16 protein-coding genes are annotated in these 22,787 nt (G+C 67.2%); 3 read left to right on the forward strand and 13 right to left on the reverse strand.

The window, feature by feature from the left end; genetic code table 11:
- The first annotated feature begins 1 nt into the window (after position 1).
- From LOC59_RS10840 to LOC59_RS10850, 3 genes are read left to right on the forward strand one after another with little or no spacing between them, the layout of a single operon-like run.
- Entirely contained in the window at positions 2-730 is a 729-nt protein-coding gene (locus LOC59_RS10840) for a hypothetical protein (protein WP_229971924.1), read from the forward strand.
- Between the two features lie 8 nt (positions 731-738).
- Positions 739-2,064, forward strand: coding sequence for an MFS transporter (locus LOC59_RS10845; protein ID WP_229971926.1), 1,326 nt, complete (start codon positions 739-741; stop codon positions 2,062-2,064).
- Positions 2,061-3,098, forward strand: a complete 1,038-nt coding sequence (locus LOC59_RS10850) for a hypothetical protein (RefSeq protein WP_229971928.1) — start codon at positions 2,061-2,063, stop codon at positions 3,096-3,098. Before LOC59_RS10845 ends, LOC59_RS10850 begins: the two co-directional genes overlap by 4 nt.
- Positions 3,099-3,227: 129 nt before the next feature.
- On the opposite strand, the gene LOC59_RS10855 is transcribed toward LOC59_RS10850, so the two are convergent.
- The 13 genes from LOC59_RS10855 to LOC59_RS10915 form a co-directional block, all read right to left on the reverse strand.
- Complete coding sequence (locus LOC59_RS10855) at positions 3,228-7,712, reverse strand: DUF4082 domain-containing protein (RefSeq protein ID WP_229971930.1); 4,485 nt, start codon at positions 7,710-7,712, stop codon at positions 3,228-3,230.
- A gap of 131 nt (positions 7,713-7,843) precedes the next feature.
- On the reverse strand, positions 7,844-9,229 hold the full coding sequence (locus LOC59_RS10860; protein ID WP_229971932.1) for a hypothetical protein: 1,386 nt from the start codon (positions 9,227-9,229) through the stop codon (positions 7,844-7,846).
- Complete coding sequence (locus tag LOC59_RS10865) at positions 9,226-10,572, reverse strand: O-antigen ligase family protein (protein ID WP_227895072.1); 1,347 nt, start codon at positions 10,570-10,572, stop codon at positions 9,226-9,228. The genes LOC59_RS10860 and LOC59_RS10865 overlap by 4 nt, the downstream gene beginning before the upstream one ends.
- On the reverse strand, positions 10,560-11,228 hold the full coding sequence (locus LOC59_RS10870; protein ID WP_229971934.1) for a hypothetical protein: 669 nt from the start codon (positions 11,226-11,228) through the stop codon (positions 10,560-10,562). The genes LOC59_RS10865 and LOC59_RS10870 overlap by 13 nt, the downstream gene beginning before the upstream one ends.
- Positions 11,225-11,947, reverse strand: coding sequence for a hypothetical protein (locus tag LOC59_RS10875; protein WP_229971936.1), 723 nt, complete (start codon positions 11,945-11,947; stop codon positions 11,225-11,227). The genes LOC59_RS10870 and LOC59_RS10875 overlap by 4 nt, the downstream gene beginning before the upstream one ends.
- Positions 11,944-13,941 (reverse strand): glycosyltransferase, encoded by a 1,998-nt coding sequence (locus tag LOC59_RS10880; protein WP_229971938.1) that lies wholly within the window; start codon positions 13,939-13,941, stop codon positions 11,944-11,946. Before LOC59_RS10880 ends, LOC59_RS10875 begins: the two co-directional genes overlap by 4 nt.
- Entirely contained in the window at positions 13,938-16,079 is a 2,142-nt protein-coding gene (locus tag LOC59_RS10885) for a glycosyltransferase family protein (protein WP_227916452.1), read from the reverse strand. Before LOC59_RS10885 ends, LOC59_RS10880 begins: the two co-directional genes overlap by 4 nt.
- Positions 16,076-17,608, reverse strand: coding sequence for an oligosaccharide flippase family protein (locus LOC59_RS10890; RefSeq protein WP_227916451.1), 1,533 nt, complete (start codon positions 17,606-17,608; stop codon positions 16,076-16,078). The genes LOC59_RS10885 and LOC59_RS10890 overlap by 4 nt, the downstream gene beginning before the upstream one ends.
- A complete protein-coding gene (locus LOC59_RS10895; RefSeq protein WP_227916450.1) occupies positions 17,605-18,732 on the reverse strand; it encodes a DegT/DnrJ/EryC1/StrS family aminotransferase in 1,128 nt (375 codons plus the stop codon). The genes LOC59_RS10890 and LOC59_RS10895 overlap by 4 nt, the downstream gene beginning before the upstream one ends.
- On the reverse strand, positions 18,729-19,430 hold the full coding sequence (locus LOC59_RS10900) for an acetyltransferase (protein ID WP_331460443.1): 702 nt from the start codon (positions 19,428-19,430) through the stop codon (positions 18,729-18,731). The genes LOC59_RS10895 and LOC59_RS10900 overlap by 4 nt, the downstream gene beginning before the upstream one ends.
- Positions 19,427-20,548 carry a DegT/DnrJ/EryC1/StrS family aminotransferase gene (locus LOC59_RS10905; protein WP_229971940.1) on the reverse strand — a complete coding sequence of 374 codons (1,122 nt, stop codon included), beginning with the start codon at positions 20,546-20,548 and terminating at the stop codon, positions 19,427-19,429. Before LOC59_RS10905 ends, LOC59_RS10900 begins: the two co-directional genes overlap by 4 nt.
- Before the next feature lie 14 nt (positions 20,549-20,562).
- On the reverse strand, positions 20,563-21,567 hold the full coding sequence (locus tag LOC59_RS10910; protein WP_227895085.1) for an NAD-dependent epimerase/dehydratase family protein: 1,005 nt from the start codon (positions 21,565-21,567) through the stop codon (positions 20,563-20,565).
- Positions 21,564-22,622: a Gfo/Idh/MocA family protein gene (locus LOC59_RS10915; protein WP_227895087.1), complete on the reverse strand. Its 1,059-nt coding sequence runs from the start codon at positions 22,620-22,622 to the stop codon at positions 21,564-21,566. The genes LOC59_RS10910 and LOC59_RS10915 overlap by 4 nt, the downstream gene beginning before the upstream one ends.
- Between the last annotated feature and the right edge of the window lie 165 nt (positions 22,623-22,787).

Here is a 22,787-nt window from a genome sequence, read left to right on the forward strand (position 1 = left end):
GATGCCCGGCCTGCTGCGAGGCACCAGGGGTTTCGTCCTCGCCGGCCTCTTCCTCTCCGCCCTGCTGGTGGGCGGCGGGATCCTGCTGTCCAGCCTGGCGGGTCCCGCCCCGGAAGACCCGGCCGCTAATTCACGGGGGCCTGGACCAGGGTCCGCACCCGGCCGGGAATCTGACGGCGGCCAGGAAGCTGACCCCGGCCAGGAGCCGGGCAGCAACGCCGGCGAAGAGTCCGCGGCTGCCCCCAATACCCAGCCGCCGGCTGCGGTGCCTGATCCGGAACGTCCCCTGGAGGTCCCGCCGGGCTCAGCAGGCAACGCCGCCGGACCGCTCCCGGCGTCGCGGGACGTGCCCGAACCGATGACCCTCATCAGTCTGCCGCTGCCGCCGGCCGACGCCGCCGAGGGCCGGCTGGCCGGAGGATTCCCGGAGCAGCTGGTTCCGCCGGCTCACGCCACAGAGGTGGTTTCCTCTTCCGTGGCCGCTTCCGGGAACACCCTTCAAGCCGGGCTCCGGGCCACCAGCGCTGCAGCAGCCCGCGACGTGCTTGCCTTCTATTCGGAGCACTTCAGCGGACTGGGTTTCCAGCCGGGAGCTGAGGAGACCGTCGGCGGCACCACCAGGGCAGTGTGGTCCTACGGCACCAGTTCGGTGACGCTGAGCATCGGGCCGGACGCCGGTGGGGCGGCCCTGGATTACTCAATCTTCGCGATCCTGCGCGCCGGCATCTAGGACTATCCGTGTACCTCTCCCTCGCGGGCCAGCGCGCCCCCTGGCGGAACCGCGGCGCGGCTTCCGTGCCGTTCCGCCTCTCTCCCGTGATTGTCTGGCTGGGCATCGTCAGCCTGCTCACCGATGTTTCCTCCGAAGCGGTGGCCGCGGTGCTGCCCGTCTACCTCACTGGTGCACTGGGTTTGTCCATCCTGGCCTACGGCTTCCTGGACGGACTGCAGCAAGGCATCAGCGCCGTCATACGGATTGCCGCAGGCTGGACCTCGGATACCCTGGACCGGCCCAAGTGGGTGGCCGCCGCAGGTTACGGTTTGTCGATGGCCGCCCGCGCCGGACTGCTGCTCTCCGCCTCCGTTGGGGCCGTGGCGTCGGTGATTACCCTGGACCGGATCGGCAAAGGCATCCGGACCGCGCCGCGCGACGCCCTGATCACCACGGCTGCCCAGCCCGAGCATCTGGCCCGCTCTTTCGGCGTGCACCGGATGCTCGACACAGTGGGGGCAACAGCCGGCCCGCTGCTTGCCTTCGGCATCCTGCTTGTGATTCCGCAGGGCTATTCCACCGTGTTTGTCTTTTCCCTGGGCGCTGCGATTCTGGGCGTCGCGGTGATGGTGCTCCTGGTTCCCAACCTGCGGACCCGGCAGGCTGCCGGCAGGTCGGAGCCCGCCGTTCCACAGTCCGAACCCGGGGGGCCGGCGCAGGCACCCCTCCCCCGTCCCACCCGCCGCCAGGCCCTGCGGGAGCTGAACACGCCCACCGTTCGGCGCCTGCTTCTGGCCGCCGGGGTGCTGTCCCTGCTCAGCGTCGGGGACGGGTTCCTGTACCTGCTGCTGCTCACCTCGGGCGGCTTCAACCCGGTGTGGTTCCCCCTGCTGTTCGTGGGGACCAACGCCGCCTATCTGCTCCTGGCGATCCCGCTGGGCCGTGCGGCTGACCGCTGGGGACGGAAGAAGGTGTTCCTGCTCGGCCACGTGGGCCTGCTCGCTGCCTACGCCTGCGCGGGGTTCGGCGGCCTGGGTGCCACCCTGATGTGCCTCTTCGCCCTGGGCGCTTTCTACGCCGCTACCGACGGCGTGCTCGCAGCCCTCATGGGCGGGCTGGTGCCCGCCAGGGTGCGGGCAACTGGCATTGCCGCCGCCCAGACGGTGGTAGCGGTGGGGCGGCTGCTCGCCTCCAGCCTCTTCGGCGTGCTCTGGTACACCCTGGGCCCGGAAACGGCGCTGTGGACGGCGGCGGCCACGTTGGCTGCCGTTCTTCCGGGGGCGGCCTGGCTCATCCGGTCAGCTTCCACCCGGAAGCCAGTACCTGCTGACGCAGCGGAGACCGCGCAGTGACGGATCTGCAGGAAGAGCACCATGTGCCTTCCGCTGTGCGCTGGCGGTTTTTGGCGGTAGTGACTGCGGCAGTTGTCGGCGGGAGTGTTTTCTACGGTGTTTCCTCCTTCCAGGACTACCGTGAACGTTCGGCTGCGGCCCCCGGCGTGGCGCTGGAAACGTCCGGTCCGCCGCCGGCGGGCGGGTATGTCATGTTCCGCAATACCGCTTCCGGGGCCGGTTACGGGCACATTGGCACGGTGCCGCTTACGGAGCCGGGAGGTCCGCGCCGGCTGGAGGACACCGCCTGTGACCGCATCTATGCTTCGGCGGCTGTGCGGTCCTGCCTGCAGACGACGCCGGGCGTGATGACCACCTTCTCCGACGTGGTGCTCGACGCCGACGGCAACACGCTTGATTCCTGGCCGCTGCCGGGGATCCCCAGCCGCACCAGGGTGTCCCCCGACGGGTCACTGATCGCCTCCACGGCGTTCGTGACAGGACATTCCTACGCCGGCACCGGGTTCTCCACCGAAACCCGCATCACGGGCGTGGACGGGACGGACCACGGCAACATTGAGGACTTCGCACTGTTGGTGGACGGGACGCGGGTAACAGCCGCCGACCGCAATATGTGGGGCGTGACCTTCAGCGCCGACGGCGACACCTTCTACGCCACCGCCGCGAGCGGGAACGCCACCTGGCTGGTGCGCGGCAGCCTCTCCGCCCGGACCCTGACGGCGCTGCGGGACGGTGTGGAATGTCCCTCCCTGTCACCGGACGGACGGCGGATTGCGTTCAAGAAAGAAGTATCCGGCTCGGCCACCCCGCACTGGCGCGTGGCGGTACTGGAGCTGGACAGCCTGGAGGAAGCCGTGCTGGGCGAGACCCGTTCCGTTGATGACCAGATCGAGTGGCTCGACGACGCAACCGTGTTGTACGGGCTCCCGCGGGACGGGGCGCCCGGGGATTCGGACATCTGGTCCCTCAGCCTGGCCGGCGGGGAACCGGAGCTGTTCCTGGAACACGCCTGGTCCCCCGCCGTCGTCCGCTGACTTGTCCGTCCGCTAAGTTCCCTATCCGGTCGCTTCCCGGCCGGCAGTTTCCCAGCCGGTAGCTTCCCGGCCGGTAGCTTCCCGGCCGCGGATCCCGCCATGGGCCGCGGCCGGGATCGCGGCCGGGACCTAGCCCGGCGGGCCAGGCCGGGAGCTGAAGACGACGTCGACCAGATAGGTCGCTCCCGAGGGCGTGTCCGGGAAGACTCCGGTGTAGGAATAGCGTCCCCCGTTGGCCGGGACGAGCAGCGGACTGCGGTCACGGCCGGTACTGAAGCCTCCGGGTGTTGCCGAATAGACCCCTGCCGGAGCGGTGTACGCCACCGTGTACTGTGCACCCGGAGCCAGCTGGACGGGCGCGGGAAGGGCAGCGGACTGCCACCCAGCGGGCCCGTCCGGGAAGGATACCCGGCCGAGTTCCGCCCCGCCGGCGTCAAAGAGGTATCCGGTGCGCGGCCCGGTGTTGCCCTCCCCGCGGTAGAACCGTACAGCACTGACCTCACCCGGAGCGGATACGGAGAACGCTGTCCCCAGCGTGACCGGCGTGCCGTCCAGCACCCGGTCAATCAGCGGAACGTCGGCCTGGGTGTAGAGGCTGCAGGGGCAGCCGTTGTCCGGGAGCTCAGGCTCGGGAGGAGCATCCCCCGGCGTGAACATCACATCGACCAGGTAGCTGGCCGCAGAGGAGCTTCCGGGGTAGCCGCCGGAGTAGGTGAAGCGTCCTCCGGAAGCTTCTACGCTCAGCGGCCCGTACTCGTAGGCCGACGCAAACTGGCCGGGCGTGACCGAGTAAGTGCCGGTCGGAGAGGTGTACGCGGCCACGTACTGTCCGCCAGCCCGGATGTGCACAGGAGAGCTGAACGTCACGCTCTGCCACCCGCTCCCCGTTTCGGCGGTGAAGGTCGCCGACGCCAGGACCGTGCCGTCTGCGGCGAACAGCCGCCCCGTGTGGGTGCCTGCGTTACCCGGCCCCTTGTAAAAACGTATCCCTCGGACCGCTCCGTCAGCCGCGGAGCGGAAGGCAGTACCCAAAACCACCGGCCGTCCGTCGGCCACCTGCGCGATGAGCGGGACGGTGTCCGGCGGGAACAGGCTGCAGCACTCTGCCTCCGGTGTAGCCTGTGCCGTGGTGAAGGACCAGGCGCCGCTGCTGTCCGAGGCCAGTCCCTCGGCGGAGGCTGCCGTCAGGTCGACCGTGTAGGTGGTGGAACCTGCCAGCGGTGCGGCGGGGCGGAAAGTGGCGGTGCGTGTTCCGGCGTCGTACGTGGTCTGTCCGGCCACATGCCCTCCGTCAGGGCCGCGCACGCTGAACGCCGCGGAACCGGCCACGATAGCGGAGGAGAACACTCCGGACACGGTGGTATCCCCCGGAACGTCTGTGGCTCCGGCTGCCGGAGCCCTCGAGGAGACTCCCAGCACCGGACCGCCCCGCTCGAAAACGACGTCTACCAGGTAGCCGGACGTGGATTTGCGTTCCGGGTAGGTTCCGCCGTAGACGTACCGTCCGCCGTCGGCCGGAACGGTGAGGGGACCGAACGTGTAACTGCCCGCGAACTGGCCGAGGTTCGCCGAGTACGCGCCGTTCGGAGAGCTGTACGCGGCAACGTACTCCTGTCCTGGCTGAACGGGGACGGGAACGGCAAAGTGGGCCGTCTGCCAGCCGGAGGCAGATTCGCCGCTGAAGGTCACAGCCCCGAGTTCAGCTCCGCCGGGTCCGAACAACCGGCCCGTGTGCACGCCGGTGTTCCCCGGTCCCTTGTAGAAGCGGACTCCGGTGACGGTTCCGGAGGTTTCCGGGCGGAAGGCCACGCCTAGGCTTAGCGGGATTCCGTCGGAAAGCTGGGGCAGGGCCGGAATGGCTTCCTCCCGGAAAAGACTGCAGGGACATTCGCCCTCGGCGACGGTCTTGGCGATGGTGAAGGACCACGTTCCCCCGGAGAGCAGCGGATTGCCGTCAGCGTCCACGGCGCTGAGCTCCGCGGTATAGCGGACACCCTCCCCCAGTGCGGACTCCGGTACGAATTCCGCCGTGCGGCTCGCCGCCGAGTAGCGGGTGGTGCCCGCCACCGGTGTTCCCGCGGCATCCCGCAGCACAATCCCCACGCTTTCGCGAACCACTTCCTTGGACAGCACCGCAGAGATGCGGGTGTCCGCCGGAGCTCCGGCCGCGCCGTCGGCCGGCGTCTGGGATGACGCGGACAGCGGGGCGTTGCTGCTGGTGTCAAACACCACGTCGACGAAGTACGCGGTGTTGCGGTAGCTGTCGGCCGGGAACCGTCCCGGAGTGCTGTTGTACACGCCTGCCGGCGGTGCGCCGAAACCTCCGGCAACCAGCAGCGGGGCGGCGGTTTTGCCCCGCGCGGACCAATGATCCGGGGCCATGGCGTAATGCCCGGCAGGAGCACTGTAGGAAATGACGTAACCGGCGCCGGCGGTGACTGCCACGGGCGCGGGGAACGCAGCCTGCTGCCAGCCGGAGGCACTCTCGCCGGTGAAGGCCACGGTCGCCAGGGCGGTGCCCGATGCGTCCCAAAGCGTCCCCGTGTGGGTGCCGGTGTTGGCCTCGGACTTGTAGAACCGCACAGCGCTGACGTACCCGCTCACAGAGGGCGAGAACCGCATGCCCACTTCCACGGGGGATCCGTCGCCGCTGTCCCGTGTTTCCGGTTCCGTGCTTCCGAAGACTGTGAACGGGCCTGTCGCTGCCACCGGAACCGAGACTCCTGCCGCAGCGAAATTGCCGGTGTCGTCGATGGCCCGGGCACGTATGGTCTGGGTGTCCATGCCCTGCTGGAGGTAGGTGTAGCTCCAGTTGGTGGTGCCCTGCGCAGCGGACCAGGTTTCGCCGTCGTCCGTGGAGATTTCCACGCCGGCAACCCGGCCGCCTCCGGCATCAGACGCCGTCCCCGTGACTGTGACGGCCGTGCCGTTGGCCGCGGGCGTCCCGGGGGCCGGTGACGTGATGACGGCGGTGGGCGGCGATGTGTCAGTACTCGCAGCCGTCCTGGTGAGCTGGGAATCGAGCGTGTCCGGCTGCGCACCCATGTCCGCCAGGAGGTTGACCTGGGCCTGCTGCATCCGCCGGTCGGCTGGATCTCCCCAGCCGTCGTGTTCCCGGTCCAGTCCCCAGGTCCACTGGATGCTGCCTGCGGAAAAGACCAGGGCACCGCTCGGCGCACGGTACTGGGTCAGGTGGTGTGTGGTTGTCCCCTCCGTCACCGTATTTCCATAGTCCCGCAGATACTGCGGGGTTGGGCCAGTGGTGGTGGAGAGCCGGGCGAGCCCCGGCGGCCGGAAACCGTTGTCCAGGTCCTCATTGGATTCGTAGCCGATGGTATGGGCTGCCAGCTGGGTGCGGCTGCCGGGGCTCTGGGAGGCAAGCTCGGTGTGCCGCCATAGCCGGTATTTGCCTTCATCGGCGCTGACTGTGATTGCAAGGTCCGAGAAGTTCGCCACGTAAGCGGTACCGGTCAGCGCGTTCTCCGGAACGCCGCCGCCCCGTGACTGCGGGGCCAAGCGGGGGTCGCGCCAGGTTCCGGTCCATTCCGGCTCCGGATCGATCTTGGTATTGGCCCAGGTTTCCTTGTAACTGACCATCGTGCGGTATGCGGTTCCGTCCGTTGTTGACGGTTCGTAGCGGGTGCGCCAGTACACCTCGTTTCCGGAGAGGAACTGCAGGTTCACCCCTGCGTCCCGGGCCGCCTCCACGTTGGCGCGCTGGGCGCCGGACCAGTATTCGTCATGGCCCACGGAGAGGAAAACGCTGTGGTTCTTCAACGCTTCGCCGTGGCGGTCGGTGTCCACGCCGGCCTGGTAAGTGACGTCATAGCCGTTCTTTTCCAGGAAACGCACCAGCGGGTACTCGGCACCGAAGTAGAAATCGCGCCCGTCGTTGTCCCCCCGGGTGGTTACAGGCCTGTTGTAGCTCAGTTTGTAGGCCCGGCCGTTCGCGGCTCCCTGATAGAAGTTGGAACCGCCGTAGGTGTTGTACGCCTGCCACGTGGGATCCGAGGTCTGGAAAACGACGTCGGACGTGGAAGCATCGTTACGCACTACGAAGGTGATGTGGCTGGTGCCCCCGGTGTCCAGCCGCTTGAGCAGCGCAACGTAGACTCCGGAGACCACGCCGGCCGGAACATCCCAGGTGGCTGAACGGCTCCAGGTACCGCAGTCAACCAGTTCGGTGCTTACATCGCGCAGGCACTCGGGCTGGTGCTGCGGAAGCTTCGCCGACGGCGCCACGGAGGCTATCTTGCGGGCACCCAGCCCCTGGTACCAGCCGGTGCGGTAGATATCGATGGTGTACGCCGAGGCATCGGTGTCCACCTTGAAATCGAGGCTTTCGCCGGCGTTGACGCTGATGTCCGTTGAGAATCCCTGGATGCTGGGATCTCCGGCTTTCTCAATGTCCCACTCGTCCGGGTCCGCTCCGGGCTTGGCGTTCTCACACGCCACCGGGTTGACGGCCGCCGCGCAGTTCTCGGCCGCGGCCGCCGGGAGGGGCGCCAGGAGCACCAGCTGCGAGGCTGCCAGGAGGGTCGCCAGCAGCAGTGCGGTGAGGGCAGGGACACTCCGGCGCCTTGGGTCACGCGGGGCCGTTTCGGTTTTCATCATGTTCTGGATCCTTCAAATGCTTCCGTTCCGGAGAACCCCACGGTAGGAGCCTCCGGCCGGAAGGAAAGCAGTGGGCGGTACCGGCTCTTCACCTGCACTGGTGCGGAGAGGGCGGCCGGAGATGGGTAGTCTCACCCTTGGCCGGCGAGCGGAACGCGGTAAATGTGGAAGGTGTACTCGTGTTCAAAGCTGTCGCTGAAGCTGCCATCGCCTCCGGCGGACAGGACACGATTTTCGAACAGGACTTCGACGTCGCCGGTGGCTGTCCCCTCCGGCAGCTTGAAGGTCCGTTCACCTGGCTCACTGCCGCCCTCGGGCATCGCGAACACGTAGGCATGGGTGCCGTCGGTCTTGAGCATGGTGTCCAGGCCCGTGCCGAACGAGTACTCGTAGGACTGGGTGTTGATGACCGGAGCCAGTTCATGGATCCGGTTATTGACCTCCCGCACGGCATCAATCTGGGGCTGTCCGCAGAAATCGGGTATGACCTGCGAGGCCCGGAAAACGTTTGACGTTTCACATTCGCCGGAGAAGCTCTGGTTGAAATACAGGATGCCGCGGGCCTCATTGATCACGGCGCTCATGACGGCACCCTGGATCTGTCCTGGCTGGGCGTATCCGGAGTACGTTCCCTCAGCGGGACCGCCGTTAAGGTTCTCGACGAAGTGCCACAGCCGCTGCAGCGAACCGTCTGCGGCGTCGCGCATCCGGAGCGCCTCGACAGACCGCCCGTAGCTCGAGGCGGTACGGCACGCCGGCTGGGTGATTTCCACCAGGTACGGACTGCGGTACGGCTCCAGCGAGCAGTGCGGGACCGTGTACCAGTACATGTCCATCGAGACGACGTCGGTGGGCCCGTTGACCAGGTTCTCCGCGTCGCGCGCAGCCATGTCCTGGCTAATGACCATCTGGGTGAAGTTCGCCATCGTGAACGTACCCGCGGGAGCCGTTTGCGCCCGGGCCTCCAGTTGGCGCAGTCCCTGCTCAGGACTGAACCGGCCGTCCACCTCGTCATCAAGGAAAGTTCCCACCCAATGAGGGCTTTCCGGATTGAACGATTCGTTGAGCCGGTCACCGATCCAGAACACGTCGTTGGCTTCGAACAGATCGAAGCTGGTGTCCTCCGACAGCCCGATGTACGTGTTCAGTCCCAGGGACTTGTCATACTGCACTTCCTCATTGCTGCTGATCCCGTTGTGCCACGACACGATCGGGAAGAACGCGGGATCGGACCATCCCGCCGCGTCAGCATTGGAAAACTGTGACCAGTACTCTGCTCCTCCTTCCCATGGGATGCGGGGCAGGAAAAGGTCCGCGGACGCATCCGGCTCCTGCGCCGGTGCAGCCGCTTCTGAGGTGCAACCGGTCAGGGCAGCTGCCAGGACCAGTCCCATCGCACCGGCGCCCCTGGCTGTGCAGGCAAACCGTTTCGAAGGGCGGCCTCCGGACGGGACGTCGGCCCGGACAGGACTGGCCCGGCCTTCCGTTCCCGGGCTGCGGTTTGGCAGGGCTGTCATGGATCCTCCTGGAGGGGGCTCTTGCCGTTTGATGGTGTCCTGTTCAATCCGCGGTAGCTGCCGGCCACGCCCGCCATGAGGAAGAGCAGGGCCGCGGAGATGGAAAAGTTCAGGCCGTCAAAGAACGCGAACAGGACGCCTCCGGCCAGTATCGATGCGGCCAGGGCAGCTCCTATAGCCCGGACAGGACTTCCCGCCGGGGCCGTGCTGCGGGCGGTCCGGAACGAACACCACATCCCCGCAAGCAGGACCAGAATCAGCAGGAGCACCCCGATCACGCCGATTTCCACCAGCGCGGTCAAATAGCCGTTGTCGAAGATCCGGTAGTGCGGCAGGAACGTTCCGAAGCCGCGTCCGAAATAGAGGTTGCGCGACGCGATTTCCACGGCTATGTCATAGCTGTCGGTCCTGGAAAGCGAACTCGAGTCGTTCCCGAGGGACTGGAACATGCCGCGCACGGTTCCGGCGATGCCCGGCACCGCCACATAGACAATCCCCATGACCACGGTCATCGCGATCAGCACCCTCAGCCGCACAGCGGCAGACCACGTCGGGACCAGGACCACGAGTCCCACTGCCGCACCGATGAAGGCTGAGCGCGAACCGGAGGTGATCGACGCCAATGCAAGAGCGAGGACCGGCCACCAGCGTGCGGCCAGGGAGCGTTGCCGCTCGGTAAGTGCCAGTGTGAGCGCCAGTGGCAGCACCATGGACAGCACGACGGCGTATTCCAGCGGCTGCGACGCGGTGCCGGAAGGACGGACAAACTCTCCGCGGCTGCTCACTGATCCGTAGGCGCTGTCCGCAGTGAAACCGGGAAAGGACATCCATTCGAGAAGGCTCTGTCCGGTCAGGAACTGGCCCAGCCCCAGGACCGCGGTCAAGCCGCCCATGAATACCAGCCGCCGGATCAGGACCAGCCAGCGCTCCCAGGAGGGGATCCCGTCATTCGCCAGCAGCGCGATCCCCACCCACCCGGCGACCCGGAGCATGCCGGTGTCTGCCGGGGTCGATTCACTGGGCGGGATTCCCTGCAGGTTGGAGACCGCGTAGCTCATGAGCACCGCTCCCAGGAAGAGCAGCAACGCCCAGCGGACAGCCTTGGATCCATGGGGAACGGCTGTGGTTCGCCGAAGCCGTTCGAAAACCCACCAGAACAGGCCGAGAAGCCCCCACAGGGTCGACGGGCGGCCCAATGAGCCCAGGGCGGTAATGGCCAGGTAGGAGGGCAGCACCACGGTGAGGATGAGGTACACGGTCAGGAAGGACACGGCGTCGCCGGTGGTGCCCGCCCGGTTGTCTGCGGCACCGGCGTAAGCCGGCTGGGCGTCTATTCCCGCCATGACTGCCGCCTTCCCCGGCGTGTGGCGGCAGCATCGACAGCCGCCGCGGCGGCGCAGGACAGCGCGAGACCGCTGGTGCCGAGGGCAACCAGCGCCTTGGCCTGCCCCAGGCGGGTGGTCCCGAAGGACGTGATGATCAGTTCCTCCGGGGCCCGTTCAACGGTGATGAGTGACGCCGGGTCGGCGCCGGCCTCGATCTGGAGGTCCCTGCTGACGGCACGAACCTCGGCAAGCACTTCTTCCATGCCTTCGCTGACCTGTTCCCGGGACGGTCCGGCGACCTGCACGGACAAAACAGGCCGGCTGAACGAGGACACCCACTGCCCGCCGGTGTCCAGCATGTTGATCGATGTGCCTTCCCGGATGCCGGTCCCGAACAGTGAAGCGGTCGGCGAGGCCAGCTTGGCGGACGGGCTTCCGGCCAGGACCTTGCGTTCAACGATTGCGGTGAAATCGATAAGGGTCTGTGATTCGGTCTCCGTGAGGTGGCGGCTCTCCCCCGGCAGCCCGGGCGCCAGGAACACCAGGTCGGATTGGGCGGCGTACACGGTCTCTGACTGGCTCAGGACCCAGAACGCCAGGAACGTGCACAGGATCCCGGCGAGCAGGACGTACCAGCGGCGGACCAGGATCTCGATAAGGCGGGCTGCGGTCACCGAACCGGGACATCTTTCTCTGGCGCAGGCAGCTTCACGGTCCCCGGACGTCCGCCGGTCCGCGCCGGCGTTTCCCGTCCGGCCGGGCTCAGTCCTGCGGCGTCGATTGCCGCCCGGCGTTCGCGGCGGTGCAGCAAAAGGCCGTCCAGCAGGGCCGTGACCATAAAGGTCGCTGAGAGACCGATCAGCCCGGCGACGCCCACTACCTGCAGGGTCTGTTTAACATTGAGCACCGCTTCGGCGTCGACAACCACGGGCATAATGTCGATTCGCTGCTCCTGTGTGACAGCCAATTCATCCTGCATACGGTCCAGCGTCGCCGGCAGCGTCTGCATCGCTCCCTCCAGCAGCTCCAGGGATGCGGCTTCCGTGTCCGCCGTGGCCTGGACCACCACGATGGATCCGCTCGTGGTCCGGTCAGCTTCCACGGTGTAGGTCGCGGAGTCGAAGTCGTCCAGCACGCGGTCACGAACGGTTGGCGAGTTGGCCTGCCGGACCAGGACGTCGAGCGCCTCACTCATCCCTCCCAGCAGCAGGTAAGGGTTCCCGTCGTCGCCCACGTTGGCAGTCGGAGGCATGAGCACCATGCTGCCTCGAGCGTCGTAGGACGGCGGCACCAGGTAATTCGCTGCTGCGCACATCAGTCCAGTCACGGCCAGCCCGAAGAGGACCAGGTACCAGCGACGGACGAGCACCCGCAGGCTTTGTGGCATCGTCATGATCTTCCCCTCGCCGCGGCGGCCTTCAAGGCACCGATATGTTCTTTGACCCGGTCGATTCCGTCTTTGCCTGCCAGCTGCAGCAGGACGGTCTTGGCCGCTGTCCGCAGGCCGGAACGTACCGCGCGGCGCGGAGTTCCCAGCAGCAGTTCATACGTGCGCTCGGCAGCCGAGGGTGGTTCCGCACCGCTGAGCAGCCCCGGGAACAGTCCCCGGTAGTTTTCCGGTGGTACCCGAACGCCACGGATCCGGTTGCTGACGTTTCCGCCGTGAACCACCTGAAGCCAGCCCGGAGGCCCCTGGACTTCCCTCACCGGCATCGTGCGCCCGAGCATCGTGTGCCACTCAGCCCAGCAGGTGACAGCGCCCGCCCATGGTTCCACCACGGAGCAGAAGGCGTTCGTCCGGTCGGTGCGGGCGAACAGGCGCCGGCCGCTGAGGATCAGGCCGCGCGGCAGGTACAGGGCGCTCCGGACACCGCGGGCGTGGCCCGCGGCCTGCTGCAGGCGCTCCACAAAATCTGCTGCCACGCCGTCGTCGTTGTCCAGGTTGGTCGTCATCAGTTCTGCCGCCGCCGACCCACCGGAAAGCGAACGGAGGTCCGCAAGCAACTGACCGTTTTCGACCGATGCCCGGAAGATGGGGGTAAACAGCCCGCCGGCCGACCATTCCCGGATCCGGTCCCTGAGCCAGTGCGGGCTTTCGGGATCGAAGTAGATCACCCAGCGGAATGCTGTCTGTGTTTGTGCTGCCACTGAGGGCAGGCAATAGCGTTCGAAGAGCTCCGCCCGCTCCCGGAGCCATCCATCTCGCGCACGGACCAGGGATTCGGGGCCGGGAGTGGGGAGGTTGAACCTGGTGATCAGGAAGTGGTCGCCTTCCCACGCCGGTGCCGGAGCATCGACTGCCGCCAGGAACGCCCGCGCACGCGCATCCCAGGAATGCTCCCGGGCCATGTGCTGCCGTTCGGCAATCTGCTCCCGGGTGGGTTCGGCTTCAAGCACTCGTTTCACGGCGGCTACGAATCCTTCGGCGGTGCCCTCAATGAGTACATGTCCGGTGCGCAGCCAGCGGGCTGCCGGCAGATCGGTGGCAACGACCGGCAGCCCCGCCGAGAGATAATCAAGGGTCTTCAGCGGAAAACTGGCACGGTTGAAGGCCGTATCGGCGTAGGGGGTGATGCCTGCCGACGCCCTGCTGAGCCGGTCCGGGATAGCTGCCGCCGGAATCTCCGGTTCCCAGCTCACGCTGTCCATGGCCAGGATCGAGTCCAGCCGGGCGCTGACTGCCGGGTCGCGTTCGGTGCGCGGACCGATGACCTTCAGCTCGATTCCAGCCGTGGCCAGCGCCTCCAGGATGGAGAGGTCCAGGCGTTCGTTGAGCTGGCCCAGCAGCACTGCTGTTTTGCGGCGGGGGCCGTCCGGCGGGGCTGGAAGCGGCACGCACCCGTTGGGCAGGTGGAGTACCCGCAGCCCGGGCTGCAACTGCTGCAACCGTTCTGCCAGGTCCGGGGTGACCGCCGCTACCAGGTCCGCATCGCGGAGGTTCCGACGCATGCAGCGGTCGATCCGGGCGGCGGAGAACCCCATCAGGGGCGCTCCGGCCACCCAGTCATCCGTCACGAAGAAAACCTTCACACCTGGTATGCCCCGGGGAAACCGTGCGAGGGGGCCGGCAACAATGACCGCCGCGGGTGTCCTTCCCTCCCGCAGCCGGGAGTTCAGGGCACGCTGCAGCATCATTTCCGCGACAGGTTTGATCACCGGCCGTGATGCACCCGGAGGAACAGGCACGATGACCCGGGAGATCCGGTGTGCCACCTTCTCCGCGGAAGGCAGCACGCCCCTGGCCCGCCCGCCGAAGACCGGCGCAGGGGGATCCACCCACGCGACTTCGCGGTACTCGGCCAGGGCGCTCGCCAGCTGTTTCTCGGTGCCGGCAATCTCATTCCACGGCGTTCCCGCTATCCACCACAGCGGTCCATTGGCACTCATGAGGGGGTCCTCTCCGCCTGCGGAACCGGACGGCCGCCCGGCTGCCGGGTCGCGGCGCTCCTGCGGCCCGTACGGCCCAGCAGTACATGGCCGCGGAGCGGATCGTGGGCCAGGAGGACCAGGTCGCTCCCCGCGCTCAATTCGCCCAGCAGCTGGTATCCGGCTGCGGTGGTTGTGCCGCGCAGAATGACCAGGGTGCAGCCTGAAAGATACTCCGCGGCTCCCGCTGCCGCCGCTGGGTCCGCCACGTAGGCAACTACCCGTGCCTCTCGGGTGGCCGGCGGTTCACCGCCGCTTCCGGGAATCATGGTCAACCGCGGCAGGGAGGGATTCAGGCTGAGTCCACGGTGCAGCGCCCGCAGCCCGCGGTCCCGGCCGGGTTCACCGTAGAGGACTGCCTGGTCGAGACCTTCACGCCTCACCACGTCCGTGATCGTTCTGGAAAAATCGTCGGTGAGCAGCTTCTGCTTCAGCGGGGAAAGCCTCAGCCGGATCTGCTTGGCGGCTCCCGTGCGCAGCCGCCAGCGGAGCCGGCGGCTTGCCCGCTCCCGGGCGCGGCGCACATCGTGCCGGACGTGGGCCGCCAGCTGGCGCCCGTCGCCCGGCGCAGCCGCGGATGCCCCGGCGGAGGTGCGGGCCGCAGAAGGGAGCTGCCCGCAGGCCTGCAGGTGATGGTTCAGTTCGCGGAGCCAGTCTTCGTCCGAACGGAACGGAACCGGACAGATCGAGGCACGGGCCGGGCCTTCGGCTGTCCCCAGCTCCAGGCTCCGCCGGATGCGGTCCAGCTCGCGGTGCCTCAGGTCCGGGAAGCGCGACGCGGCAGCTGCAGCCTGGTCCCGTTCCCCGCCGCACAGCAGGGCGCGGATGTGGGTCGCCCACAGGACCGGGTCCGGATCAGGGGCGGACCGGTCCGTGAAGGTGTCCACGAGTGCCTGGGTTGTCCAGTCCCTGGCCGCCTGCGCATTGCCGGCTGACAGCTCGCAGAACGCCAACCCGAGCACCGCCTCCGGAATGAAGTAGAAATTCAGGCATTTCAGGAACTCCTGCCGGGCGCCTTCCACGTCGCGGCATTCCAGCAGATGCCAGCCGGTAGCCAGCAGGCCGCGGTCCCGCCCGCCTGCGCGGAACGGGTCCGGGCCCTGGCCGGCCGGTGCCAGGAAGAGGTTTCCGGCCGGTCCGGCCTGCACAATGTGCTCCCCGGGACCGCGCTTCTCCTGCAGGTCCAGCCATTCCCTGATCTGGCTCCGGTGCGCCTGGGTGTGCCTGGAGTGCACCAGGTCGTGGCCGGCCGCAACGACCGCTTCCAGCCGTTCCGGGTCCGCCAGAAGGGCATCCAGTTTGTCCGGGATCCCGGCAGCCTCGCCGAGGACACAGTTTTCCATGTCCATGAATCCAAAGGCCGCGAGCGCGGGGGTGTCCTCCGCCACCAGGCAGGCGCCTGCGGCCGGGATTTCCAAGTGCTTGCGGACCAGGTCGCGGGACATGCTCCCGCACGCGGGCACAAAGACGCTGGCGCTGAGAAGCCGCGCGTACTGCTCGCCGTACACCGTCCGGCCGCCGCCCTTCCCCCATCCGTAGTGCGGCATGGTCATGGTGGCAAAGCTGCGGGAAAGCACGCGCCCGACGGCGTTGCGCCACGGATAGTGGCGCTCCTGGCTGCCGGTAAAGAGAACCGGAATGTTTTTCTCTACGGGATAGCGTCGGAAAATGGCGGGGTCGACGGCGTTTGGCCAGACAAAGAGCCGGTCCGCGATCTCGGGCGTGTACTCGGCCATCGCCACGGAGGTGGTGAAGAACTCCTCCACCCCCCAGCGGTCCATGTCTGAAAGGAAGACAGCGCGGGCAAGATCGTAGGCATCTGAATGCAGGAAACCCAGCTTCGGGATGTCCGGCCGACTGCCGGTGTTCCTGATGTTCCGCTCTCCGGCGTAGACACCGGATTCAAAAATGCTCAGGGCCGGCTGGAAGGAATCGCACTCAGCGGCATAGTCGCAGTCGCGGTCAATGACCTTGACCTCGAAAAAGTGCTGCAGGATCTGGACATGTTCGTCCAGATGCCCTTTAAGGAACGCAGGCAGTCCCGGCTTGGCCCAACGGAAAAAGAGCAGCCGCGGCCGGTCCTGCAAGGGGCTGGTCATACGGTCTCCTTGTGTCGCCGCAGCCCTGCCAGCAGCGGGAGTTCGATTCGGTCGTAGGCGGCCAGCAGGGTGCCTATCCGGCCGCGGGTGATGGCGGGCAGGCTCCGTCGGAGCATTGGTGCGCTCAGGAGCGCGTACGCCGCGCAGCCGGAGAACCCGCCCAGCAGGAGCCGGGACAGGTCGCTGTTCCCGGCCGCCGCTGCGCCCAGCGAGACCATGGCTGCGGCCGCGGCTGCTGCGGCAGGAGCGGCCGCAGCCCGGCCCAGGAGCCGGGCTGCCCCGGGAACCGTGCCGCGGACAGCGCGCAGGTAGAGGGGCATGACGGCGAGCGCGATGACGCCAACATGGACCCAGGCGGCACCCGGCAGCCCGAAGGGCCCCAGGCTCAGTCCGACCGCAGGGATCAGGACTATCAGCCACGCGGCTTGGACGCCGAACACGGAGCCGGCACGTCCCTGCCCCACCAGCAGGTTGGAGAGAAGCAGGGACACGGCGAAGATTCCGCCGTAGAGTGCCAGGACCTGCAGTACCGGTGCGGCAGCGGCCCAGGGCTCCCCGTACAGGACAGCCACCAGCTCACCTGCCAGCGCAATGGTCAGCGCGGTAATCGGGAACGCTATCAGCGCCACCAGCCGGGAGGTCTTGGCCAGGAAACCGTGCAGCTCCGCTGACCCTGCCCGCATCGCGGAGAAGGCGGGCATCGCCACGGAGTTGATTGTGGACTGCATGACTGAGGTGGACCAGGACGCCACCGTGAACGCCAGGGTGTAGATGCCCAACTCCACAGGTCCCAGGAACGCCCCGATAATCGCATAGTCGGCGTTCAGCAGGCTGTAGCCCAGCAGGTTGGCCCCGGCCAGCGGCAGCCCGAAGCGCAGCACCGGACCTGCCTCGGCGCGGCGCAGGCGGGGCCAGTAGGTACGGTCCACGCTGAGCGCCATCACGACGCCGCTGACCAGCTGGCTGACCACGCGCGACCAGGCGAAAGCCATGGCGCCGTCGCCGTTCAGTGCCAGCAGGATCAGCACCAGGTTGGTCGGCACAAACGCCACGGCCGAAGCGAGGAAGACCTTGCCCTGGCGGAACTCACGCACCAGCAGGGCTCCGGGAACCGTGAAGACTCCGCCCAGGACGACGGCGATCGCCAGGACCCGGATGGGCCCGGCGGCTTCCGGAGCGCCGAGCACCGCGGCGAGCGGGTCTGCGGCCAGTGCCATGACCCCTGCCAGGAGCAAGGAGCTGGCCAGGGCCAGCAGGGCCACCGTGGAAGCTACCCTTTCCGGGTCCAGGTCGCGGCGGGCAATGCAGGAGGAGAGACCGAGTTCCCCGAAACTGGAAACAATGGCGTGGACCACCAGCGCCGCGGCGAAGACCCCAAAGTCATGGGGCGTCACCAGCCGGACCACGACCACCATCACGGCGATCCCGGCCAGTTTCATCATGAGCGCATTCGCCCCGCTCCACAGGGCACCGCGGGCAGCCCGCGCGCCGATGTGCTGGAGACCGGAGGAAGCGGCCGGGTCTGTCACCGCAAAGCCTCCGCAAGGGTCGCAGCCACGTACTCCTGCTGGTCCCGTTCCAGGTGCGGGTAGATGGGCAGGGAGATTAATCGTGCGGCGGCGTCTTCGCTGACCGGGAAGTCGCCGGGACCGTAACCGAGGTGCGCATACGCGGCGGTCAGATGGACAGGGACCGGGTAGTGGATGGCGGCAGCGATGCCAGCGCCGGTGAGGGCTTCCAGCACCCGGTTGCGTTCGGCTGCAGGCACCCGGACCGCATAAATGTGCCAGACATCGGTGTTGCCTTCGGCGGTGGCCGGAAGCACCAGCCCAGCTATCCCGGAAAGCAGTTCGCCGTAGTAGGAAGCAGCGGCCCGGCGGCGTTCGTTCCAGGCGTCGAGCCTGGCCAGCTTGGCGCTGAGGACAACCGCCTGCACGGCGTCCAGGCGGGAGTTCATTCCGGGAACCTCGTGCAGGTACTTAACCTTGCTGCCGTGGTCCGACAGGAGACGAACCCGGTCGGCTATGACGGCGCTGGAGGTCAGGACCGCTCCGGCGTCACCGGCTGCGCCCAGGTTCTTGCCCGGATAGAAGCTGGTCCCGGCAGCGTCCCCGAGGGTACCGGCGCGGCGGCCGAACCGCTCGGCGCCCTGGGATTGGGCGGCGTCTTCAATGATTACGGAGCCGAAGCGGCGGGCCGTCGCTTCGAGCTGCTCTACCGGGGCCGTCTGGCCGAACAGGTGCACGGGCATCAGGGCCTGGGTGTTTGGCCCTGCCGCCTGCTGCACGCTCTGCGGATCGATCAAGAGGTGCTTCGGGTCTACGTCGGCCAGCACCGGACGGCCGCCCATGCGGGAAACGACTTCGGCGGTGGCAATGAACGTGTTGGCCGGCAGGATGACTTCCGAGCCCGGTTCCACACCGCAGGCACGCAGTGCCAGTTCCAGGGCGTCGGTGCCGTTGCCGACGCCGATGCAGTGCCGGCTTCCCAGCCACTGTGCGTACGATTCTTCGAATTCGTCGACGTGGGTGCCGCCGATGAAAGCGGTCCGGGCGAAGACGTCCTTCAGGCCGGCCTGGATTTCCTCGTCAACTTCTGCGTGCTGGGCGGCCAGGTCCACAAGCGGTACCCGCATGGCTGGGGTGGTTTTCATTCCGGGTCAGTCCTGTCGTCGTCGGGCAAGCCGGCCATCACTGAGGCGAGGGTGTTCTCTGGGGGCTGCAGTTCCCTGGCCGGAACCCCGGCCCAGGTTTGGCCCGCGGGGAGGTCCTGCAGCACCACAGCGCCCATGCCGACCACGGCACCGGCTCCGATGTGCACACCCTGCCGGACTGTTGCACCCATTCCTACGTAGGCGCCGGTGCCGACCCGAACGCCGCCTCCCAGGCAGATTCCCGCAGTCAGGGTCGCGTAGTCCTCGATGATGTCGTCGTGCGTGAGCGTGCAGTTCGGCATCACCGCAACGTGCCTGCCCACGGACACACTGGCTGTCAGGACCGTTCCGGCCAGCAGGATGCTGCCCCTTCCCACGGTGCAGCTCTCGGGAAGGTGCACTGCGGGATCCACGAAGGTGGCGAACCGTTCCTCACCGATTCCTGCTTTGGCCAGGGTCTCGACGATCTGCCGCCGGGCCGCACCGGAGCCTGCGCAGATGATGAACCGGCAGCGCGGATAGCTGACGGCGTCTTCAATTGCGCCGAGTACCGGAACCCCTTCGACCAGGGTCCCGTGCAGGGCCTGGTTGTCATCCAGGAACCCGAAGATCCGGTAATCCCCGGTCAGCCGCAGCGAGGCCAGGACTTCCCGGGCCAATCCCCCGGCAGCCAGGATCAGCAGCGCGGGCATGTTCATGGCTTCCGGCTGCCGGCAACGGCCTCGATGACCCGTGCCTGCTCTGACTCGGTCATCTCGTGGAACAGCGGCAGGATCAAGGTGCTGGCGCTGAGCCGTTCGGTGACTTCCAGGGAAGCAGCGCCGGTATCGCGGTCCCGGTAGGCCGGTTCCAGGTGGGAGGCCATGATGCCGCGGCGGGCCGAAATGCCCTCACCGGCCAGCGCCTCCAACACGCCGTTGCGGTCTGTGCCGAAATCCGGCAGGACCTCGATCCAGTACGACTGGAAGTTCGATTCTCCCCACGGCGGATCGGTGACAGCGCGCAGTCCCTCGATCTCAGCGAACGCCTTGGCATAACCGGCAGCCAGTTCCCGGCGCCTCCGCACCACTGCGTCGAGCCGGTCCAGCTGGACCAGTCCCACAGCGGCCTGCAGGTCGGTCATGCGGTAGTTGTAGCCAACTTCCGTGTAGGACTCGGCGGGAGCCAGGATGCTGGCGCTGCGTTCGGCAGCGGAGAGGCTCATCGCGTGTTCACGAAGGGTCCGGGCGCGCGCTGCCCACTCAGGCCGCGACGTGGTGACCATGCCGCCCTCGCCGGTAGTGAGGATTTTCCGCGGGTGGAATGACCAGGCCGCGATTTCGGCTCCCGCCCCGGCCGGCGCACCGGCGTAACGGGTTCCGGCGGCGCAGGCAGCGTCTTCCAGGACCGTGATGCCCAGCGGATCGCACAGTGCCCGCAGCGGGACGAGGTCCACCGGCACGCCGCCCTGGTCAACCGCGATGACCGCACGGGTTGCCGGGGTAAGCGCAGCCCGGACTGTTTCCTCGGTCAGGTTGCCGGTCACCGGGTCCACATCGGCAAATACCGGCCGGGCGCCCACATACGTGGGTGCGTTAGCCGTGGCGATGAAGGAAAAGGAAGGCACGACGACGTCGTCCCCGGGTCCAATGTCCGCCACCACCAGGGCCAGGTGCAGCGCCGTCGTGCAGCTGGACGCAGCGACCGCATGGCCCGCCTCCATCCGCGCGGCAAAGGCTGCCTCAAACTGTGCGGTACGCGGTCCCTGCGCGATCCAGCCGGAGGAAATGACCTCGCTCACCGCAGCGATTTCCTCCGGACCGAGCCACGGTTTCATGACGTTTATTCTGTTCATACTCCTGTGCTCCCCCGTCCGGCCGCGATCTCCGAGCGCAGCGGAAGCCACCACTCCACAAGCTCAGCCAGGCCTTTGGCCAGGGGCACTTCCGCTGTGAAGCCCAGCTCGGCCTGCGCAGCCGTTGTGTCAGCCAGCCGCCTGCTGACGCCGTTGACCTCACGTTCAGGGCCGAACTCGACGTCGAGGTCTGAATGCATGACCTCCAGCAGCTGCCGGGCCAGCTGCAGCAAACTGGTTTCCGTTCCGCTGGCAACGTTGTAGATCGCCCCGGGGACTCCCTGTTGTGCGGCCAGCACGTTGGCCCGCGCGATGTCGGTGGTGTAGACGAAGTCCATCGTCTGCGATCCGCTGCCGAAAATCAGCGGCGGCTTCCCGTCTGCGATCCTCTCCATCCACCGCACCAGGACCTCGGTATAGACCCCGTGGACGTCCATGCGCGGCCCGTAGACGTTGAAGTACCGCAACCCCGTGTACCGAAGTCCGTACATGGCGTGGAAGCTGCGCAGCATGCCTTCGTTGAACGCCTTGGCAGCCCCGTAGAAAGTGTCGTTGCTGTGCAGGTGATGGCTCTCGGGGGTGGGAAATTGCTCGGCGAGCCCGTAGACGGAGGCGCTGGAGGCTGCCACGACCCTTCCCACGTTGTGCGCAGCGGCTGCTTCCAGCACGTTGAAGGTTCCATCGGCCAGCACTTCAAGCGCCAGCCGGGGGTCTTCGGCGCACTGGGTAATACGGATTGCCGCCTGGTGGAAGACCAGATCCGCTCCGGCCGTGAGGTCGTGGACCAGGTCACGGTTGCGGATGTCGCCTTCGTAGAGGCTGACCCGCGGATCTTCCAGGGCATCGGCAAGGTTTGCGCGGCGGCCGCGGACCAGGTTGTCCAGAACGCGCACCTCTCCGGCGCCGGCCGCCAGGAGCTGGTCAACGATGGCGGAGCCAATGGTTCCGGCACCGCCGGTAACGAGCGCTGCCGCGCCCTGCAGGGATGGGGACTGTGTCATGAGGCGGATTCCAGTTCGCGAGTGGGGAGGAGCCGGACGGGGGTACCGGTTTTCTGGCTCTGGGTAGCGGCTTCGAGCACCGATAGGACGCGGACGCCGGCTGAACCGCTGGTCAGGGAAGGCCTTCCAGTCCGGATGCTGGCTGCGAATTCGGTGACCATCGCTGCCAGGGCTTCGTGTTCGGGCAAGGCCGGTGACCAGGTGTCGCCCAGCCGGTAGGAGATGTTGGACGCGGAACGTTCGTCCTCCCCCGTGTCGCGGCTCAGGTTTACGCCGCGGTCATAGATGCTCAGCCTCTGCTGGGGGTTGAGGTCGTCCCAGACCAGGGTGCGGCGGCTTCCGCCGATGACCAGCTGCCGGATCTTGGTAGGGCTGAGCCAGTTCACGTGGATGTGTGCCATGGCGCCGGTCTCGAGTTCCAGGACCAGGTGTCCCACGCAGGCCGTACCGGCGCCCACAGGATCGGATCCGTGCGCGGAGACCCGTGCCGGCTTCAGGCCGCCCGGCAGGATGAAGTCCAGAATGGAGAGGTCATGCGGTGCAAGGTCCCAGAAGACGTCGACGTCGGGCTGGATCAGTCCCAGGTTGATGCGCACCGAATCGATGAAGAGGATTTCGCCAAGTTCACCGGCAGCCACGAGTTCCCGGATTTTCAGCACGGCCGGGGTGTAGCAGTATGTGTGGTCCGCCATCAGGATCAGGCCGGCGTCCTCGGCCATCTGCACCATCTGTTCACCCAGGACCAGGGCATCGGCCAGGGGCTTCTCCACCAGGACGTGTTTGCCTGCGGCGAGCGCGGCAGTAGCGATCAAGTGGTGGGTGCGGGCCGGCGTGGCGATGGCCACGGCGTCGAGCTCCGGGTCCAGGAGCAGTTCCTCAACTGAGGAAAGCACCGGCACCCCTCCCGCTGAGGCTGCCAGGCGCCCGGCCCGCTCGGTGTCGAGATCGCAGATGGCCCTCAGACGCCAATCTGTGCTGCCGTGGAAGTTCCGTGCCAGGTTGGGCCCCCAGTAGCCGGCACCGATGACTGCGACGTTCAGGGGGGTTTCGGGCAAGGCCGAAGCAAGGGCGGGTGATGGGTGCACTTTTGAGACCAACTGTTCTGTCCGCAGCCATGGGGGCTGAGCTTGATACTGCGGAACACCCTACGAACAGCGGGCAACGGGTCGGATGAGTACCGTATACCGGTCGTCACCGGTTTCTACCCGGACAGATTCCTT

It is taken from the genome of Arthrobacter sp. zg-Y916, assembly GCF_020907385.1.
In the GTDB taxonomy this organism is placed as follows: Bacteria; Actinomycetota; Actinomycetes; order Actinomycetales; family Micrococcaceae; genus Arthrobacter_B; species Arthrobacter_B caoxuetaonis.

Bases quoted from the DNA above. Each gene is read 5' to 3' on its own strand.
- LOC59_RS10840 (WP_229971924.1), top strand. From the start codon at position 2: ATGCCCGGCCTGCTGCGAGGCACCAGGGGTTTCGTCCTCGCCGGCCTC.
- LOC59_RS10855 (WP_229971930.1), bottom strand. From the start codon at position 7,712: ATGATGAAAACCGAAACGGCCCCGCGTGACCCAAGGCGCCGGAGTGTC.
- LOC59_RS10860 (WP_229971932.1), bottom strand. From the start codon at position 9,229: ATGACAGCCCTGCCAAACCGCAGCCCGGGAACGGAAGGCCGGGCCAGT.
- LOC59_RS10865 (WP_227895072.1), bottom strand. From the start codon at position 10,572: ATGGCGGGAATAGACGCCCAGCCGGCTTACGCCGGTGCCGCAGACAAC.
- LOC59_RS10875 (WP_229971936.1), bottom strand. From the start codon at position 11,947: ATGACGATGCCACAAAGCCTGCGGGTGCTCGTCCGTCGCTGGTACCTG.
- LOC59_RS10880 (WP_229971938.1), bottom strand. From the start codon at position 13,941: ATGAGTGCCAATGGACCGCTGTGGTGGATAGCGGGAACGCCGTGGAAT.
- LOC59_RS10885 (WP_227916452.1), bottom strand. From the start codon at position 16,079: ATGACCAGCCCCTTGCAGGACCGGCCGCGGCTGCTCTTTTTCCGTTGG.
- LOC59_RS10895 (WP_227916450.1), bottom strand. From the start codon at position 18,732: ATGAAAACCACCCCAGCCATGCGGGTACCGCTTGTGGACCTGGCCGCC.
- LOC59_RS10900 (WP_331460443.1), bottom strand. From the start codon at position 19,430: ATGAACATGCCCGCGCTGCTGATCCTGGCTGCCGGGGGATTGGCCCGG.
- LOC59_RS10905 (WP_229971940.1), bottom strand. From the start codon at position 20,548: ATGAAACCGTGGCTCGGTCCGGAGGAAATCGCTGCGGTGAGCGAGGTC.
- LOC59_RS10910 (WP_227895085.1), bottom strand. From the start codon at position 21,567: ATGACACAGTCCCCATCCCTGCAGGGCGCGGCAGCGCTCGTTACCGGC.